This window comes from Nonomuraea sp. B5E05 (genome assembly GCF_039880665.1).
Taxonomy (GTDB): Bacteria; Actinomycetota; Actinomycetes; order Streptosporangiales; family Streptosporangiaceae; genus Nonomuraea.
Genome location: NZ_JBDPMJ010000006.1, coordinates 256,456 through 274,506 on the forward strand (window position 1 = coordinate 256,456; position 18,051 = coordinate 274,506).

12 protein-coding genes are annotated in these 18,051 nt (G+C 69.8%); 6 read left to right on the top strand and 6 right to left on the bottom strand.

What is annotated here, in order from left to right; translation table 11 throughout:
- Nucleotides 1-169 precede the first annotated feature (169 nt).
- The 5 genes from ABGB01_RS14070 (at nucleotide 170) to ABGB01_RS14090 (ending at nucleotide 6,638) form a co-directional block, all read left to right on the top strand.
- A complete protein-coding gene (locus tag ABGB01_RS14070) occupies nucleotides 170-2,317 on the top strand; it encodes a transglycosylase domain-containing protein (RefSeq protein ID WP_347773722.1) in 2,148 nt (715 codons plus the stop codon).
- Nucleotides 2,318-2,519: 202 nt separating this feature from the next.
- Nucleotides 2,520-3,491: a LacI family DNA-binding transcriptional regulator gene (locus tag ABGB01_RS14075; RefSeq protein ID WP_347773723.1), complete on the top strand. Its 972-nt coding sequence runs from the start codon at nucleotides 2,520-2,522 to the stop codon at nucleotides 3,489-3,491.
- A gap of 10 nt (nucleotides 3,492-3,501) precedes the next feature.
- On the top strand, nucleotides 3,502-4,722 hold the full coding sequence (locus ABGB01_RS14080) for a serine/threonine-protein kinase (protein ID WP_347773724.1): 1,221 nt from the start codon (nucleotides 3,502-3,504) through the stop codon (nucleotides 4,720-4,722).
- 327 nt (nucleotides 4,723-5,049) lie between these two features.
- Nucleotides 5,050-6,120, top strand: a complete 1,071-nt coding sequence (locus ABGB01_RS14085) for a lytic polysaccharide monooxygenase (RefSeq protein WP_347773725.1) — start codon at nucleotides 5,050-5,052, stop codon at nucleotides 6,118-6,120.
- Nucleotides 6,117-6,638: a hypothetical protein gene (locus tag ABGB01_RS14090; RefSeq protein WP_347773726.1), complete on the top strand. Its 522-nt coding sequence runs from the start codon at nucleotides 6,117-6,119 to the stop codon at nucleotides 6,636-6,638. Before ABGB01_RS14085 ends, ABGB01_RS14090 begins: the two co-directional genes overlap by 4 nt.
- Before the next feature lie 147 nt (nucleotides 6,639-6,785).
- Here the strand turns inward: ABGB01_RS14090 and ABGB01_RS14095 are convergent, their stop codons facing one another.
- Nucleotides 6,786-9,272 (bottom strand): glycoside hydrolase family 9 protein, encoded by a 2,487-nt coding sequence (locus tag ABGB01_RS14095; protein ID WP_347773831.1) that lies wholly within the window; start codon nucleotides 9,270-9,272, stop codon nucleotides 6,786-6,788.
- Between the two features lie 14 nt (nucleotides 9,273-9,286).
- Nucleotides 9,287-12,220, bottom strand: coding sequence for a glycoside hydrolase family 48 protein (locus tag ABGB01_RS14100; protein ID WP_347773727.1), 2,934 nt, complete (start codon nucleotides 12,218-12,220; stop codon nucleotides 9,287-9,289).
- Nucleotides 12,221-12,539: 319 nt separating this feature from the next.
- On the opposite strand from ABGB01_RS14100, the gene ABGB01_RS14105 reads away from it, so the two are divergent.
- On the top strand, nucleotides 12,540-14,864 hold the full coding sequence (locus ABGB01_RS14105; RefSeq protein ID WP_347773728.1) for a glycoside hydrolase family 6 protein: 2,325 nt from the start codon (nucleotides 12,540-12,542) through the stop codon (nucleotides 14,862-14,864).
- Nucleotides 14,865-14,966: 102 nt separating this feature from the next.
- Here the strand turns inward: ABGB01_RS14105 and ABGB01_RS14110 are convergent, their stop codons facing one another.
- The 4 genes from ABGB01_RS14110 to ABGB01_RS14125 form a co-directional block, all read right to left on the bottom strand.
- Nucleotides 14,967-15,374, bottom strand: coding sequence for a DUF1992 domain-containing protein (locus ABGB01_RS14110; protein WP_347773729.1), 408 nt, complete (start codon nucleotides 15,372-15,374; stop codon nucleotides 14,967-14,969).
- Nucleotides 15,375-15,386: 12 nt separating this feature from the next.
- Nucleotides 15,387-16,286 carry a dihydropteroate synthase gene (gene folP, locus ABGB01_RS14115; protein WP_347773730.1) on the bottom strand — a complete coding sequence of 300 codons (900 nt, stop codon included), beginning with the start codon at nucleotides 16,284-16,286 and terminating at the stop codon, nucleotides 15,387-15,389.
- A 74-nt stretch (nucleotides 16,287-16,360) separates the two neighbouring features.
- On the bottom strand, nucleotides 16,361-16,822 hold the full coding sequence (locus tag ABGB01_RS14120) for an ATP-binding protein (RefSeq protein WP_347773731.1): 462 nt from the start codon (nucleotides 16,820-16,822) through the stop codon (nucleotides 16,361-16,363).
- Between the two features lie 102 nt (nucleotides 16,823-16,924).
- Nucleotides 16,925-17,974, bottom strand: a complete 1,050-nt coding sequence (locus ABGB01_RS14125) for an NAD-dependent epimerase/dehydratase family protein (RefSeq protein WP_347773732.1) — start codon at nucleotides 17,972-17,974, stop codon at nucleotides 16,925-16,927.
- Between the last annotated feature and the right edge of the window lie 77 nt (nucleotides 17,975-18,051).

The following is an 18,051-nucleotide window of genomic DNA, read 5'->3' on the forward strand; positions in this document are numbered from 1 at the left end:
GCCCATGCAGCACGAACGTCAGATATGCCTACAGACACGGGAAAACAGGCCGCGCCGCACGAACAAACTCCCGTCTCACAGGGTCCAAGTTTTTACATAGAACACGTCATGGCTGGGTTTAGGATGCACCCGAATGCCAAGAGGGGGAGGTATTGCCAGAATGTCCCGTATGTCGGGTATCGCGCGCCTGACCGGTGCGGCGGTGGCTGCAGGTGTGGTGACCGCGGCCATCGCGCTGCCGGCGGTCGGAGGCACGGGAGCGATGTTCGTCTCGGCATCGGAGGAGCTCGGCATCAAACCCGAGGAGCTCAAGGAGCCCCCGCTCGCGGAGAAGACGACGGTGCTCGACGCCAAGGGCAACCAGATCGCGCAGTTCTACGAGGAATATCGCGAGAACGTCAAGCTCGCCGACGTGGCCGAGATCATGAAGACGGCCATCATCTCGATCGAGGACTTCCGCTTCTACGAGCACGGCGCCATCGACATCGAGGGCACCCTGCGTGCCCTGGCCAAGAACCTCAGCTCCGGCGGCATCGCCCAGGGCGGCTCGTCCATCACCCAGCAGTACGTCAAGCAGGTGCTGCTCAACTCGGCGACCACCGAGAAAGAGAAGAACGCGGCGCTCGAGGCCAGCTACGCGCGCAAGCTCAGGGAGCTGCGCTACGCGATGGCGGTCGAGAAGAAGTACACCAAGGACCAGATTCTCGAGAAATATCTCAACATCGCCTACTTCGGGGCCGGCGCCTACGGCGTCGAGGCAGCGGCCAAGCGCTTCTTCGGGGTCGACGCGGCCGGCCTGAACCTGGTGCAGTCCGCGACCCTGGCCGGCGCGGTGCAGGATCCCAACGCGACCGACCCCAACCTCGGCAGGGAGCAGCGCGAGCGGCTGCTGCACCGGCGCAACGTGGTGCTCGACAGGATGGCCGAGCTGGGCAAGATCACGCCCGCGCAGGCCAAGGAGGCCAAGGCCGAGAAGCTCGGCTTCGACAAGGGCCAGCCGCTGCCCGGCGGCTGCGGTGCCAGCGCCTATCCCTACTTCTGCATGTACGTGCGCAACGAGATCCTCAGCAACAAGATCTTCGGTGCGACGAAGAAGGCCAGGACCCAGTTCCTCAACCGGGGCGGCCTGACGATCCAGACGACGCTCGACCCGAAGATGCAGAAGGCCGCCGACCGGGCCATCAGGAAGCACGTGTACGCGTCGGACAAGGCGGTCGCCTCCGAAGCCCTGGTGGAGCCGGGCACGGGCGCGATCAAGGCGATGGCCGCCAGCCGTAAGTACGGCGACAACAAGCGCAAGAACGAGATGTCGTACAACGTGGTCGCCGACGCGGTGCACGGCGGCGGCACCGGCTTCCAGGCGGGCTCGACGTTCAAGGTCTTCACGCTGCTCACCGCGCTCAAGGAGGGCATGAAGATCCACGACGGGGTCTCCACCGGCAGCGGTTACCGCGCGCCCTACTATTCGTCGTTCAAGAACTGCAAGGGCGAGAACATCGGCGACCCCTCCCACACCGTCACCAACGCCGAGGGAGGCGGCGGCGGCTTCAAGTCGCTGGCCACCGGCACCTGGGGCTCGGTGAACACCTTCTTCGTGGCGCTGGAGCAGAAGGTCGGGCTGTGCGACACGGTCAAGACGGCCAAGTCGCTGGGCATCAAGCGCTCCGACGGGTTGCCGCTGACGGAGTTCGAGACGTTCACGCTCGGCACCAACGAGATGGACCCGGTGACCGTGGCCACCGCCTACGCGGCGATCGGCGCCCGGGGCAAATACTGCAAGCCCATGGCCATCAGCAAGATCACCGACCGGTACGGCAAGACGAAGACGTACGAGCCCGAGTGCAAGCAGGCGTTGGATCCCGAGGTCGCGGACGCCGCGTCGTACATCCTGGAGGGGGTCTTCACCAAGGGCACGATGCGCGGCGTCGGCGGCATCGGCCGCCCGGCGGGCGGCAAGACCGGCACCACGGACGACCAGGCCGCCGCCTGGTTCGCCGGGTTCACCCCGGATCTGGCGGGGGCGGTCAGCATCGGTGACACGCGGGGCGCGCAGAAGCACAAGCTCAACGGCGTCACCATCGGCGGCCGCTACTACAGCTCGGTGTTCGGCGCCTCGATTCCGGGGCCGATCTGGAAGGACACCATGCTCCTGGCGCTGAAGGGCGTGCCGGAGACCGAATTCCACCCGATGGACACCTCGCGTTTCGGCGGCTGCGGTTCGAGCTGCCAGCCCTCGCGGTCGGACCGGTCGGAGCCGGACTCCGGCGACGAGGCCACCGATCCGGAGCTGGACGACGCGGATGTCGGCCTCGGGTGACCCCCTAAGAAAGTCCGGAAATGTCTAACCGGGCCGCCCGAAATCCGGCGGCCCGGAAAGTTTCCCCGACTACCGGCATGCCTGGCTGAGCAATCCGGAATGCGTCCGTACAGCAGGACGCACTCCTTGCAAAGGCCCTATTAACAACGGCGAAACATTGGTAACGTGGGAGCGCTCCCAGGATCTTTCCGCGAGGTGCTCCATGACCGAGCAGCCCACACTGGCACAGGTGGCGGCCGCTGCAGGGGTTTCCCCCGCGACCGCATCACGAGTCCTCACCGGCTCGGTGCGGGTCAGCACTTCGACCCGCCGCCAAGTCTACGACGCCGTCTCCCGAATGGGCTACGTACGGCAACGCGCACCACGGGGAACGGCCGCCAAAACCATGGCCGACGGTGTCACAGCGGTGATCTGTGACCACCTTCCCCGGCTCTTCTCCGAGCCCTACTACGCCAGGCTCCTGTCCGCGGCCGGCAGCGTGATCGCCGAGCACGGCACCCATCTCATGGTGACCACCGTCACCCCCACGTCGTCCACGCTGCCCGCCCTGTCCGGTGCGGTGCTCATCGTGGGCGCGAGAGAGCGCCATCCGCTGGCGATCAAGTTGTCCACCGCGGGCATCCCGGTGCGCAACATCGGCCGCCCGCCCCACGACCTCAAACTCCCCTACGTCGACGTCGACAACATCGACGGCGGCCGCCAGGCGGCGGAGCACTTCCTGCTGACCGGCCGCCGCAACGTCGCCGCCATCGGCGGGCCGCCCTCGTTGCCCGCCGCGCGTGACCGATTAGACGGCCTGGTGCGCACCCTGCGGGCGGCGGGCGCACCCGACGTGCCCGTGGCCTACGGTGACTTCACCGCCGCCTCCGGCACCCACGCCATGCAGTGGTTGTTACGCCACGCCCCGGGCCTCGACGCCGTCTTCGTGGCCTCCGACCTGATGGCGGCGGGCGCGATCCAGGCGCTGCGCAGGGCCGGGCGCAAGGTGCCGACCGACGTGGCGGTGATCGGATTCGACGACGCCCCGGTCGCCAGGCACACCGTCCCCACGCTGACCACCGTCCGCCAGCCCGTCGAGGAGCTCGCCACGGTCGCCACCCGGCTGCTCCTGACGGGCGCCGCGGGCATCGACCCCGTTCTCCCCACGGAACTGGTCGTCCGTGAGTCGGCTTGAGCCTGGGGATGTGCTGGCCCGCCGGTATCTGCTGCTGGATCCGCTGGCCCGCGGGGGCATGTCGGTCATCTGGCGCGCCTTCGACCAGTCCCTGCACCGGATGGTCGCGGTCAAGGTGCTCACCTCGTCACTCCACGCCGACCACGGCGAGCGCGTCAGCGTACGCAGCGAGGCACGCGCCGCGGCCAGGTTCATCCACCCCGACTCCATCGAGATCTACGACTACGGCGAGACCGTCACCACGGGCGGGGGCGTCGCGGCGTTCGTGGTGATGCCACTGCTCGACGGCACGCCGCTGGCCGAGCGCGTCGAGCAGGGCCCGCTGCCGTGGACCGAGGCCGCCGCGATCGCGCTGCGGCTGGCCAGGGTGCTGATGGCCGGGCACGCCCGCGGCCTGGTCCACAGGGACGTCACGGCCGAGAACGTGCTGCTCACCGCCGACGGACCGAAGCTGCTCGACTTCGGCATCGCGGCCTGGGCGGGCGACCCCGACGACGACCGCGGCACCCCGCCCTACGTCGCACCCGAGCGGCTGCACGGCGCGCCCACCCATCCCGCGGTCGACGTGTACGCCCTGGGCGTGTTGCTGCACACCATGCTCACCGGGCGTACCCCGTACCCGGAGACGACGTGGGAGGAGATCGAGGCGGCCAGGAGGACGGCGCCGCCTCCCCGGGTGCCCGGCGTGCCCTACGCCGTCGCCACGCTGTGCCAGCGCTGCCTGGCGCACCGGCCGGAGGAGCGGCCGGGCGCGGCGGAGATCGTCGCGGCGCTGACCGGCGCGCTGGGCGCGGCCACCCTGGGCCGGCATGTCAGGCGCGCGCTCACGGTCGCGGGCTCCGCGACGGTCGCGCTGTCGATCCTGCTCTGGTTCCAGCAGTCGGAGCTCCACGTGCCGGAGCAGGCCGCGCAGCCGCGGCCGTCCCCCACGTCTCCGCTGGTCGAGAGCTCGCCGTCCTCGGCGATCACCGTCGAGCAGGCGGTGGCCGGCTTCAGGACCACGCTGGAGGACAGGACTCCGTGCGGCGCTACGGACGCCGACGTCGTGCTCGACCTCAACCAGGTGCTGAACGGCCTCGTCGCGCCGCACGGCCCCGCGGCGTCGAGCGGGACCGAGCGCCTGCGCGGCAAGCTCTCCGACCGCATGCGGGAGGGCCGGCTGGCGCCGGCCTGCCTGAGCGAGCTGGAGGCCAGGCTCGACGACATCGAGACCGCACTCGGCCCGAACTGACGGCGTTGATGAGGGGTACGGCAGCACCAGCCGTACCCCTCCAACGCGCGGCCGCGCCCCTCGCAAAGCACGGCCGCGCGAGCCTGATGGCATGTGCTCCCGTCCTGGTGAGGAAGTGTACTGGGAGCGCTCCCAATATGGCAGCCTCCCGGCAGCCCCGATGTACGCGAAGCACCCCGGCGGCGGCGACCAGCGGAACCATGACCAAGATCGGCTGAAAGTTTCACGGCGCGTTGTCGGATCGGCCGGTCCCATGATTCAATGCGCTGGCCGGGCGGGCTGGTCATGGGCAGGCTTTCCTCTGTCGTCAGCGCAAGGGAATCCCCCATGAGATTGTTCAAGTCGGCGGCGCTCACCGCCGTCATGGTTCTGATCACGAGTGTCCTGATGGTGCCCTCACCGGCACAGGCCCACGGCGTGACGATGTTCCCCGGCAGCCGCACGTTCCTGTGCTGGCAGGACGGCCTCCGGGACAACGGCCAGATCCAGCCCTACAACCCCGCCTGCGCCGACGCGGTCGCGCAGAGCGGCACGACCCCTCTGTACAACTGGTTCGCCGTGCTGCGCTCCGACGGCGCGGGCCGGACCACCGGATTCATCCCCGACGGGCAGATCTGCAGCGGAGGCACCGGCGGGCCCTACGACTTCTCGGCCTACAACGCGGTCCGCAACGACTGGCCGCTGACCCACTTGACCGCGGGCGCCAACATTCAGATGCGGCACAGCAACTGGGCCGAGCACCCGGGCGACTTCGACTACTACATCACCAAGAACGGCTGGAACCCCAACGGCCCGCTCAAGTGGTCCGACCTCGAGCCGTTCGGCACCGTCACCAACCCGCCCAAGAACGGCGGCCCCGGCGGGCTCGGCTACTACTACTGGAACGCCCAGCTCCCGTCCGGCAAGAGCGGGCGGCACATCATCTTCACCCACTGGATCCGCTCGGACAGCAACGAGAACTTCTACAGCTGCTCCGACGTCGTCTTCGACGGCGGCAACGGCGAAGTGACCGGAGTCGGCCCCGGCGGCGGCACGCCGGACCCCGACCCCGACCCCACGGTCACGCCGACCGACCCGCCGCCCGGCGACAGCGGCTGCACCGCGACATGGAAGGCCACCGACACCGGCTGGGCCGGCCACTTCCAGGGTGAGGTGACCGTGCGCAACACGGGCGACAGCGCGCTGAACGGCTGGACGGTCTCCTGGACCTACGGCGGCGGCCAGGCCTTCGACGGCTCGCCGTGGAACGGCGTCCTGTCCGGGCAACCGCCCAACGTGACCGTCAAGAACGCCTCCTACAACGGCCAGCTCGCGCCGAACGCGACCACCTCGTTCGGCTTCAACGCGACCGGCTCCATCCCCAACCCAGCACCCACCCTGAGCTGCACCAGCTCGTGATCAGAACGCGTCGCGGGCTTGTCGCGGCGAGCGTCACCCTGGCCGGCCTGACCCTGGCCGGGGTGATGTTCTTCGCGGGCAGGCAGCCCTCCGCCCAGCTGAACGAGGAGCTCGCCGCCCAGGTCACCATGATCCTGGAACGGGCGTCGACCGGCGAGCACCATGCACACGGCCACACCTTCGAGTCGGACGTCGTGTGCGCCGTGGAGCCGTTCGGGACCGAACCGGCCGGCGCGTCCTCCCTCGTCGAGGTGAAGTGGGTCTACGCCCGTCACCTCTGCGCCATCACCGGCGAGAGCAGCGAATGGCCGGTCTCCGTGCGCGCCTCGGGGCCCATCGCCGTACGCCTCGGCATCCCGCCCCTCGTCAAGGTGCCGGAGGCGGGCGCGGGTTATCCGGAGCGGGTCAGGCGGCTCATCCCCCCGCGCTACCACGAGCAGGCGTTCGCGGACTTCTCGGACGACTCCGCCATCGAGGCGGCCAAGCAGCGCTTCGCGCAGGCCACCACAGCCAGATGAACCGGTGACGGACACGAACGGACGCGGCGCCGACTGGAGGTATCGGGCCGCGTCCGTCCCATCCGGGCGGGATGTGTCACAAGGCAGGAGTGTTGCTTCGCCTCACCTCCTCATACGCAGCAAGGGGCCGACGGGTTCGACCCGGGGTCAGGTGGCGGTGCAGGTGATCGGGTCGGGCGTGGCCGGCGTGCCGTTCGCGATGAAGCCGAACGTGGTGGTGGCGCCGGGGGCGAGCGAGCCGTTCCACGCCTCGTTCGCGACGGTGACGGCGGAGCCGGAGACCGTGTGCCTGCCGCCCCAGAGCTGCGTGATCGAGCTCTGCGACGTCCAGGCGACCGTCCAGCCGCCGATCGCCTCCGTGCCGCCGTTGCGCACCGTCACCTCGGCCTGGTAGGCGCCGCCCCACGCGTTCGTCACCTCGAACTCCGCCACGCACCCGTCGGCGGGCGCGGGCGTGTCGGAGGTGGTGAACGTCGTGGCGTCCGACGGCGGCGAGGTGTTGCCCGCCGCGTCCCTGGCCACCACGTGGGCGGTGTACTCGGTGGAAGGGGTGAGCCCGGTCAGGTCGTAGGACGTGGTCGTGGCCGTGCCTACCTTGGTGGACCCCAGGTAGACGTCATAGCCGGCCACTCCCACGTTGTCCGTGGAGGACGTCCAGCCGAGCCTGGCGCTCGAACCCGTGATCGCGGAGACCGCGGGCGTGCCGGGCTTGCTGGGCGCAGTGTCGTCCTCCACGTCCGGACCCGGGGGCTCACCCCAGATCTTGGAGTCGCCGCTGTAGAGGGCGATGCGTTCGGTTCTCTCCGGCGTCGTGCCGGGCGTGGTGGGGATGCCCTGGTACGACCAGTCGTTGGCCGGGTCCCACGTGCCCGCGCTGGAGATCCTGAACTGCACCTCCCTGCGGTGCTGCGACTGTCCCGCCGGGGCGATGTCCTCGCCCGAGCAGTCGATGCGCACGTAGTACGTGGTGCCGCCCGTGGGGTGAAGCGTGGGCGCCGCGCACTGCGTGTAGGCCGACGACACGCTGATCTGCGAGGCCGTCGTCGAGCCGTCGAGGGTGAAGTAGTAGCGGAACGAGCCGTCGGACAGCACCCTGGCGGGCCAGGCCGACCGGTTGCGGACGATGGCCTTGATCTCCGTGAAGGTCGAGCCCGACGCGTTCACGCCGGCCTCGACGAAGATCTCGGGCCCGTCCGGGGTCTCCTCCTGCGGGAAGTTCGCCGCGGGAGCGCCCCCGTACTCCTGGTAGAGCCGGGCCAGCGCGCTGGTGAAGCCGGCGTTGTAGTCGGTGGCGACCTCGTTCATGACGTAGTCGTCCCGCTCGTCGGTGTAGGCGTCGTTCGGGTCGGGCGGGCCGCCGACGAGCGCCCCGTACAGCGTGTGGCGGGTCTGCTCGGGGTTGGTGATCTGGTCGGTCCACGAGCCGTGCGCCGTGCGGTGGTGCGGGTTCTTCGGCGGGTTGTCGCCGAACCCGATCACGTACGACGAGTCCCGCGGGTTGTCGCCGAGCGCGTAGTCGATCTGGCTGACCGCGAAGTCGTGGTAGCGGGCCTTGCGGGTCGCGTCGGTGATCGAGTCGCTGTGCACGAGCGCCGCGAACGCCGTGTTGGCCGCGTACCTCAGCGAGCCCCACCGGTCGAGCACGGCCTGGCCGCCCGGCGAGTAGGCCACCTTCGACCCGTTGACGCCGACCGTCCACCAGTCCAGCCAGCGGTTGGCGTCGTCGAGGTAGCGCTGCTTGCCGGTGAGCTTGTGCAGCAGCACGTACGCGCCGTAGGACTTGTCGTCCCAGGCGATCGTCCACTTGTACGACTTGGTGCTGGTCTGCGGCTCGTTGCCGAGGTTGTCGTAGCCGGCTTCGGCCTTGGCCAGGTAGGAGGCGTCGTCCGTGGCCCGGTAGAGCCAGATCGCGCCCCACACCAGCTCGTCGTTGTAGCCGCTCCAGGAGTTGTAGTAGCTGGAGGCGTCGGTGATGCACTCGGTGTACTTCTTCCTGACCGTGTCGGCGAAGGAGTACAGCTGTTCGGCGTGCGTCACCAGCGTGTCGGCATATTCCGGATTTGTCGGGCGGAAGACGATCGAGGAGGCCGCCATCGCCGCCGCCGTCTCCCCCGCCAGATCCGACCCGCCGCACGAAGCATCGATCTTGTACGCCGGCCGCTCCATCCCCATCGCCTCGGCCGGACCCCACCACGCGTGGTCCGTGCCGCCGTTGCCGACCTGCCCGTAGAGCACGTTCGGCGACGGGTGGGCCTTGATGAAGTAGTCGTTGACGAACTTGAGGTTGTTCAGCAGGTGGGAGAGCTGGCCGGAGTCCGCGTAGGCGTCGCGGTACTCGACCGCGCCCCAGGCCAGCATGGTGGCGGAGAACGCCATCGGGAAGCCGAACTTGACGTGGTCACCCGCGTCGTACCAGCCGCCCGTGAGATCCGTCCCCACGTCGTCGCCGTCGTCCACGGCCGAGTCACCGCGCCAGGAGACGCGGTTCCAGTCGGGCAGCTCGCCCGACTGCTGGGCCTCGTAGAACCACAGGGACTTCTGCAGCGCCTCGCCGTAGGCGAAGGCGGGCTCGGCGGCACGGGCCGCCGGCCCTGCCCCTGTCACCAGGGGCAGGACCAGCGACACCGCCGCTATCAGAGTCGTCCTCCTCACGGGAAGAGCCGCCCGTACTCGGCGAGCGCGACGGCGACGTCCACCTGCGCCCAGAACCGGTGGTAGTTGAAGACCGGCGCCTCCCCGCCGTTCAGGAAGGCCTCGACCTTCGGCCAGTCGGGGTCGTCCTCGTAGAAGGACCTGATCGACAGGAACGTGGAGTCCTCGTTGATCGGGTCGCCGTTGGGCATCTCGCCGCTCCAGCCCGGCGGCACGTACACCGGGTCGGTGACGCGGCGGTAGTCGGACTTGGTCTCCGGCACCGACACGCCCGCCTCGTCGCGGTTCGCCCAGACGCCGTCGAGCAGTGCCTTGGCCGTGTCACGCGCCTCGGCGTGGTTCGCCCTGGCCGCGTAGTACATCAGCACCTTGGCGTACGATCCGGCGACGCCCACGTCCTGCGTGTGGTCCAGGACGGTCACGTGCAGGTCCGGGTTGGCGGGCGGCATGCCGGACGTGGCGGAGAAGTCACCCGCGGGCGCGCCGCTCCACCGCAGCGTCGACGGGATCTCGTAGCTGCCGTCGGCGTTGACCGTGGTGTTGTCGAGCGCCCACTCCACCCACTTGTCGAGCAGCTCCTTGGCGTCGGCGTTGCCGGTGACGTTGTAGAGCTCGGCCACCCGCTCCATCGTCCACGCCTGGAAGCCGAACCACTGGTTCGACGGCGGGTCATGGTAGACCGGCTGCCAGTCGTAGGTCATGCCGTGGAACTTCGGCAGGTCGCTCGGCGGGGTGTCGTAGTGGCCCTCCCAGCTGTTGGTCGCGCCGCCGGCGATCGCGCCCTCGTCCGACTGCAGCCAGGTGTAGAACTGCAACTGGCGGGTCAGGCTGGTGCTCCAGTCGGAGGAGCCGGTCGCGCTCTTGGGCTTGAGCTCGGCCACGTTGGCCAGCGCCCAGGCCGCGAACGGGTTCTGGTAGCCGGCGTGGTTGTGGCTGGAGCCGATGCGCCAGGCCCATCCCGCGTTGGAGTCGGTCGCGCCGCCCCAGGCGTAGTACCAGTTCAGCAGGTACGCGGCGGAGTTCTTGCCGGAGCCCGCCGGGCACGAGGGGCTGGTGCAGCCGGGCTGCTTGAAGTACTTGTCGTACATCGCGTAGCGCAGGTAGTCGCCCATCTTGGCGGCCTTGGCCACCGTCGCGGAGATCTCCGACTCCTTGTCCTGCTCCTTGGCCCAGGTCAGCGCCCAGTACGCCGCCTGCACGGCCCGCGCGTCGGCGTCGGGGGCGTTGGTGTACTTCCACTGCTTGGCGTAGGCGCTGTCCTCGATGAACAGGTCGAGGTAGCCGTTCGGGCCGCCGTGCTCGAACGTGTCGCAGGACGGCTGCGGGATCGTCTCGAAGACCGACTCCTCCGGGCCGCGCTGGTAGGTGTTGATGTAGGCGGGCCTGGTCGTGCCGTCGCCGCAGCGGCCGAAGCCGTAGGTGTTGTCGACGTCGAGCAGCCAGTGCATGCCGTAGATGTCGCGGGTGCCGTACGCGCTCTGCAGCTCGTTGGCCAGCGGGTCGGTGCCCACGGAGACGCCGGTCTCCATCGCGGTCGGGTAGTTGCTGATCTCCAGGTGCTCGGCCGCGTACGTGGCCGGCTTGGACGGGTCGTAGAAGGAGTTCGTCGGCTGGTCCTCCGTGGACGGGATGATGTACGTCTCCAGCGAGGTCCACGCGTCGTTGAACTTCGACCAGTCGCCGGTGACCTGCCCGTAGACCGCCTCCAGCCACAGGTAGTAGCTGTAGGCCTCGGACGTGGTCTCGTGCCCGTGGTCCGGCGCCTCGACCATGAACGTCTCGATCGAGTGGTACGGCACCCCTTCGGGAGAGAAGTAGCCGTTGTCCGGGTCGTGGAGCTCGTTGTAGAGCTCGACGAAGCGCTGGACGTACTCGTTGCCGCCGCCGACGTCGTCGTCCGCCTCGTTGGCGGTGACGTCGACGGGGTCGTAGCCGGTGGCGCTGACCCGGAAGACGGCCGAGCCGCTCGTCGTGTCGGAGTCGTCGGCCGCGGCCAGCGTGACGTTCTGCTCGGTGTTCCAGTTGGACGGCGTGAACGTCCTGGTGGCGCCGCTGGAGACGGTGAGGTCGGCGTCACCGCTCGCGCGGGCGACGGAGACGCTCACGTTGGACGAGGGCGCCTGCGACAGTTTCACGCCGAAGCTCGCGGTGCCTCCTTCGGGCACGGACAGGCTGGTGGGGCTGACGACGAGCGCGGGGCCGGTGTTCTGCGAGACCGTGATCCCGACGGGCGACGAGGTCGTGGTCGCACCGCCGTTGTCGGTGGCCCTGGCGGTGATCGAATAGCTGCCGGCCGCCACGCCGGTCCAGTTGTAGGCGTACGGCGCCGAGGTGTCGGTGCCGAGCAGGGTGGAGCCCTGGTAGAAGTCGACCTTCGAGATCGTGCCGTCGGAGTCGGCCGCGTTGGCCGCGATGGCCACGCTCGCCGGGGCGGTGTAGGTCTGGCCGGCCGAGGGGGAGGTCAGCGACACGGTGGGCGCCTCGTTGGAGCCCTCGCCGCCGCAGGTGGTGCCGTTGACGGTGAACGACGTCGGGTCGGGGTTGCTGCCCGTCCAGGTGCCGTTGAAGCCGACGGAGACGGAAGCGCCGCCGGCCAGGCTGCCGTTGTAGGACATGTTGGTGCCGGTGACGCGGGTGCCCGACTGGCTCCATTGGGCGCCCCACCCGCTCGGGGTGTACTTCTGGCCCGTGGTCGGATAGTCGAACGCCAGCGTCCACGAGCTGAGCGCGTCGCCGGTGTTCTTCAGCGTGATGTTCGCGGTGAAACCGCCCTGACCTGGGCTGCTCGTCCACGAATTGGCAGAGTAGGTCACGTCGCAGGCGACCGCGGCGCTCGCGGCCGTGCTCTGGCCGACGACGAGTCCTAAGGCCGCGGCGCTCACGGCGGTCATGGTCACGGCCCATTTGCGGAGGCCGCGTTGGAGTCTCACGAGCGATCATCTCCAGTGCTAGGTGGCTGGGAGCGCTCCCATGGTGAGCCGGACTCGCAGCCGTGTACAGAGGGGCGCTTCCGCCGACCTCATTGCCGCCCCGCATGCTCGCCGAATACCATGGAATGAGGATGAAACTTTCATCCCGGGCAGCCTGGTGAGAGGAAACACGGGGGTTACCCGGAAGCCATTCCGTTGACATACGCCGGGGTGCATCCACAATCCATCGTGGGAGCGCTCCCACACCCCCTACTCCCATGGAGACCCCGTGAAGTACAGACCTCCTCTCATCCTGACGCGCTTATCGAGGCGACTGGCCGTGGCCACGACCCTCGTCCTCGTGGCGAGCGCGACCGCGGCCGTGGCCGCCGCACCCGCCCAGGCGGCCGTGGCCTGTGACGTCACCTATACGGCCAACCAATGGACGAGCAGCCCTGGCCAGGGCGGTTTCACCGCGAACATCACGCTGAAGAACACCGGCGACGCGCTCAGCTCGTGGACGCTGGCGTTCGACTATCCGACCACGGGCCAGAAGTACACCCCGAGCGGGTGGGGCGCCCAATGGAGCCAGTCGGGCACCCGCGTCACCGGCACCAACATGTCCTACAACGGCAGCCTGGCCGGCGGCGCTTCCGTCTCCGTCGGCTTCAACGGCACCTGGACGGGCAGCAACCCCGACCCGACGTCGTTCACCGTCAACGGCACCACCTGCGGCGGCACGACCCCGACGAGGCGCAATCCGTCGGTGGTCACCTCGTCCAGCGCGGTCGCCGTGAACGAGGGCGGCACGGCCACGTTCACGGCCCGGCTCTCCGCGGCCCCCAGCTCCAACGTGACCGTCGCCACCACCCGCACCAACGGTGACTCCGACCTGAGCGTGAGCTCGGGCGGCTCGCTGACCTTCACCCCGTCCAACTGGAACACGCCGCAGACCGTGACCCTGGCCGCGGCCCAGGACAGCGACACCGCGGCGGGCACGGCGTCCTTCAGCGTCACCGGCACCGGCGTCACCGGCGCCACGGTCACCGCGACCGAGGTCGACGACGACGCCGCCACGGAGCAGTCGATCATCGTCTCGCCGACGTCGGTGACCGTGCCCGAGGGCTCCACCGGCACGTACACGGTGCGCCTGGCCGAGCAGCCCTCGTCGAGCGTCACCGTCACCTCGACGGCGGGCAGCGGCGACGCCGACCTGACCGTCTCCTCCGGCGCCAGCCGCACCTTCACCACCTCGAACTGGAACACCCCGCAGACCGTGACCCTGGCCGCGGCCCAGGACTCCGACACCGCCAACGGCACCCGTACCTTCACCGTCGCCTCCGCCGGCCTGACCTCCAGGACGGTCACCGCCACCGAGGCCGACGACGACGGCGGCACCGACCCCGGCCCGCACGTCGAGAACCCGTACGCCGGCGCCACCGGCTACGTGAACCCCAACTGGTCGGCCAAGGCCGCGGCCGAGCCCGGCGGATCCGCGGTGGCCGACATCTCGACCGCCGTGTGGATGGACAGGATCGCCGCCATCGGCGGCTCCGCCGACGCCATGAGCCTGCGCGAGCACCTCGACGAGGCCGTCAGCCAGGACGCCGCCAACGGCTCCGCGCCGCTGACCATCCAGGTCGTCATCTACAACCTGCCCAACCGCGACTGCTCGGCGCTGGCCTCCAACGGTGAGCTGCGCATCTCGGAGGACGGGTTCAACCGCTACAAGAACGAGTACATCAACCCGATCGCCGACATCCTCGACGACCCGCAGTACGCCAATCTGCGCATCGTCACGATCATCGAGCCCGACTCGCTGCCGAACCTGATCACCAACACCGACAGCTTCGAGGACTGCCGCGAAGCGGACGGCCCCGGCGGCTATCGCGACGGCGTCCGCTACGCGCTCGACCAGCTGCACGCCATCTCCAACGTCTACACCTACGTCGACGCCGCCCACCACGCCTGGCTGGGCTGGGATTCGAACTTCCAGCCGGCGGTCGACCTGTTCTACGAGACCGTCGCGGGCGCCGAGGCCGGCGTGGACAGCGTGGACGGCTTCATCGTCAACACCGCCAACTACTCGATCACCACGGAACCCCACTTCACCATCAACACGAACGTGAACGGCACCTCCGTGCGCCAGTCGGACTGGGTGGACTGGAACTACTACATCGACGAGCTCACCTTCGCCCAAGCCCTGCGCGACCGCCTGATCGCCAAGGGCTTCAAGAGCGGGCTCGGCATGCTGATCGACACCTCGCGCAACGGCTGGGGCGGCTCCGACCGCCCGGGCGGCCCGAGCTCCTCGACCAACGTCAACCAGTTCGTCGACGAGTCGCGGGCCGACCGGCGCATCCACGCCGGCAACTGGTGCAACCAGAGCGGCGCCGGCATGGGCGAGCGGCCGACCGCCAGCCCGGCGAGCGGCCTGGACGCCTACGTCTGGGTCAAGCCTCCTGGCGAGTCCGACGGCTCCAGCGAGGAGATCGACAACGACGAGGGCAAGAGGTTCGACCGGATGTGCGACCCGACCTACACCGGCAACGACCTCAACGGCAACAACCTGACGGGCGCGCTGGCGAACGCGCCGATCTCGGGTCGGTGGTTCTCGGCGCAGTTCCGCGAGCTGCTGGCCAACGCCTACCCGCCGATCAACTGATGCCTGGCAGGACGGTGGGACCCGCCTGACCCGGATCCCTCCGCCCGCCTGACGGGGCCCGGGCGCACGCGAGTGCGGCCCGGGCCCTTGATCGTCATCCGCTCAGGTCACGCCCCGTGCCCTGCGCCACTCGGACACGATCTCGTCGACGTCGTAGGGCATCAGGTTGAGCGGCGGGCCCGACAGCCCCGTCCTGATCGCCTCGCGGATGCGGCCGTTGACGTCCTCGATGATGCTCCTGGCCTCGGCCTCGGTGCGCGCGCCTCGAGCCTCGGCCAGCGCCTGCTCGGCGTCCTTGCGCAGCGCCAGCGTGGGCGGCAGGGGCATCGACAGGCCCTCGCTCTCCACCTTCTGCTTGATCCACCACATGTCGCCGGGATCACGGTCGAGGCCGGGCAGCGGCTTGCCCTTGCCGGGCAGGTCGTCGAACTCGCCGCGCGCCTCCGCCTCACGGATCTGCCGGTCGATCCAGCTCTCGTAAGGCATCCCCGGTGGCTTGCGCTCGGTCACGTACGAGTCTCCTCACGTCAGGTTGTGGGCGGGCGCGATCGGGCCGCGCCAGCCGAGCACGGCCTCGGTCATGCGTACGGACGCGACCGTCGCGGCCACGTCGTGCACGCGCAGGATGCGGGCGCCTTTGAGGATCGCGACGACGTTGGCCGCGATCGTGCCCTCGGTGCGCTCGCCCTGCGGCCGGTCGAGGGTCTCGCCGATGAAGTCCTTGTTGGACAGCGCCACCAGCGTGGGGTAGCCCATCGAGGTGATCTCGCCGAGCCTGCGCGTGAGCTCCAGCGAGTGGTAGGTGTTCTTGTTCAGGTCGTGACCGGGATCGATGATGATCCGGTCGGCCGGGATGCCCGCCTTCAGCGCGAACTCGACCCGCTCGCGCAGGAAGCCGGCCACCTCCCTGACGACGTCGGCGTAGCTGGGCCGGGCGATCCGCCGGCCGGGCCCGCCGAGGCTGTGGGTGACCACCACGCTGGCGCCGGTCGCCGCCGCGGTCTCCGCGATGCCCGGCTCGCGCAGGCCGTTGGTGTCGTTGATGACGTCGGCGCCGGCCTTGACGGCCGCCCGCGCCACCTGGGCCCTGTGCGTGTCGACGGAGATCACGGCGTCGGTGACGGCCCTGACCTGGGCGATCACGGGAACGACCCGCTCGATCTCCTCCTCGGCCGGAATTTGCTCCTGGTCGGCGCTGAAGGCGAACCCGCCGACGTCGACCCAGTCGGCCCCGTCCGCGACGGCCTTGCGCGCCGCCGCGACGGCGCTGTCGAGCGCGTAGGTGCGGCCCCGGTCGTGAAAGGAGTTGGGTGTCCTGTTGACGATGGCCATGATGGCGACCTGGCGCTCGAAGTCGAACTCCCGCCGCCCGATGCGCCGGACCGGGGAGATGATCCCGAGCTTGGGTGTGTCGGCGCTCACGTGGTGGTCCCTTTCCGTCTCCCCGAGCCTACCCGGCCCCCCGCCAGGTCAGACGGCCCGGGATCACCACGTGGTCAGGCGCGGAAGCGGCCGGACCACGGCTGATCCGGGACCGTGATCTGGAACCGCTCCCTGGCTTCGCGAACCTGCGGCCTTAACCGCATGGTGAGCCGGACGGTGGTGCCGCACGGGCCGGTACGGAAGTCGGCCTCGTCGCACAGCTCGCGGATCAGGAAGATCCCCCTGCCCGTCGCGGCGAAGTCCGCCGGCAGGCGGTGGCCGTCGAAGTAGCGGCCGGGGATGCCCGTGCCCCCGTCGGTGGTCTCCGCGAGGATGAAGCCGTCGACCGTCCACAGCCTGAAGTGCCCGTGCCCGCCCGCGTGCTCGACGGCGTTGACCACGCTCTCATGCACGGCCAGCACGAAGTCCGCCAGCCGGGAGCCGCTCAGCCCCGAGTGCTCCGCGCAGCGGGCCACGGACCGGCGCAGCTCGGGCACGTCGTCGAGCGTGAAGGGCTGGGTCAACAGGATGCGCATGGCAGGCCTCCCACCTCGCCTGGTCGCCGACGCGCAAAGTGATGGGGGGCACGACGTTTCGCTGACGGTCTGTTCTGATGTGGTCCGTACGGGTCATCGTTTTCAGCTGCGTCCTCCTACGCCGGTGGCGAGCTCGCGCATCCGGCGAGCCGGCCCGCGATCGGGGGCGAACGGTCCGGTGTCCATGCCGGCGCCCTCACGCAGCCCGCGGAACAACTCCCGCATGGCCTCCTGCGATGAGTACTCCGGCGTCCAGCCCAGCACTTCCCTGGCACGCCGCACGTTCATGACCGGGATGCGGAGGGCGAGCTCCAGCAGGCCCGGCGCCGCGGGCACGAGCCGCAGCCGCCAGCCTGCCGCGACGACCGCCCTGGCCACCTGCGGCGCCACCCGCACGGTGCGGGTGCCGAGCATCTCGGCGAGGTCGTGCGGGTCGAGCACGGGCTCGGCGGCGAGGTTGAACGGGCCGCGCACCTCCTTGGTGACGGCCAGCCGGTAGGCCTCCGCCGCGTCCCGTGCGTGCAGCACCTGCAGCCGCAGCCCGGGGATGTCCGGCACGAAGGGGATCAGCCCCGGCCTGATCAGCCGCCGGGGCACGAACGGCCCGCCGAACAACCTGCGCTGCTCGGTCGCGGCAGCCCGCTGGAAGATGAAGCCGGGCCGCATCCGCACCACGCGGATGCCGGGATGGTCGTGCTCGAAGACGTCGAGCACCCGCTCGACGTAGGCCTTCTCCCGCCCGTACGCCGCGCCCGGCCAGCCGTGCGTGGGCCAGCTCTCGTCCACCGGCCGGTCCTTGGGCCCCGGTGAGTACGCCCCCACGGAGGAGGCGTGGACCAGCGCGGGCACCCCGGCCTCCGCCACCGCCCTGAACACCCGCATGCTGCCCAGCACGTTGGCCCGCCAGGTCGTCGCCGGATCCCTGGTCGGCTGGAACAACCACGCGAGGTGCACCACCGCGTCGGCGCCGTCGAAGATCCGCACCAGGTCGTCGCTCGCCACGTCGGCCTGCCGCCAGTCGGTGCGGTCGATCCGCCACCCGGGCAGCCGGCGGGCGACCCCGACGATCGAGGTCACGCCGCTGTCCGCGACGAGCGCGCGGACCACGCTGGTGCCGACGTTTCCTGTGGCTCCCACCACCACGACTCTCATGCGACCTCGCTGCCCCACGCCGGGAGCGCGAAACCCGCCTGAACCGCCCGCCGGAGGGCCGGCCCCGCCGGGCGGGC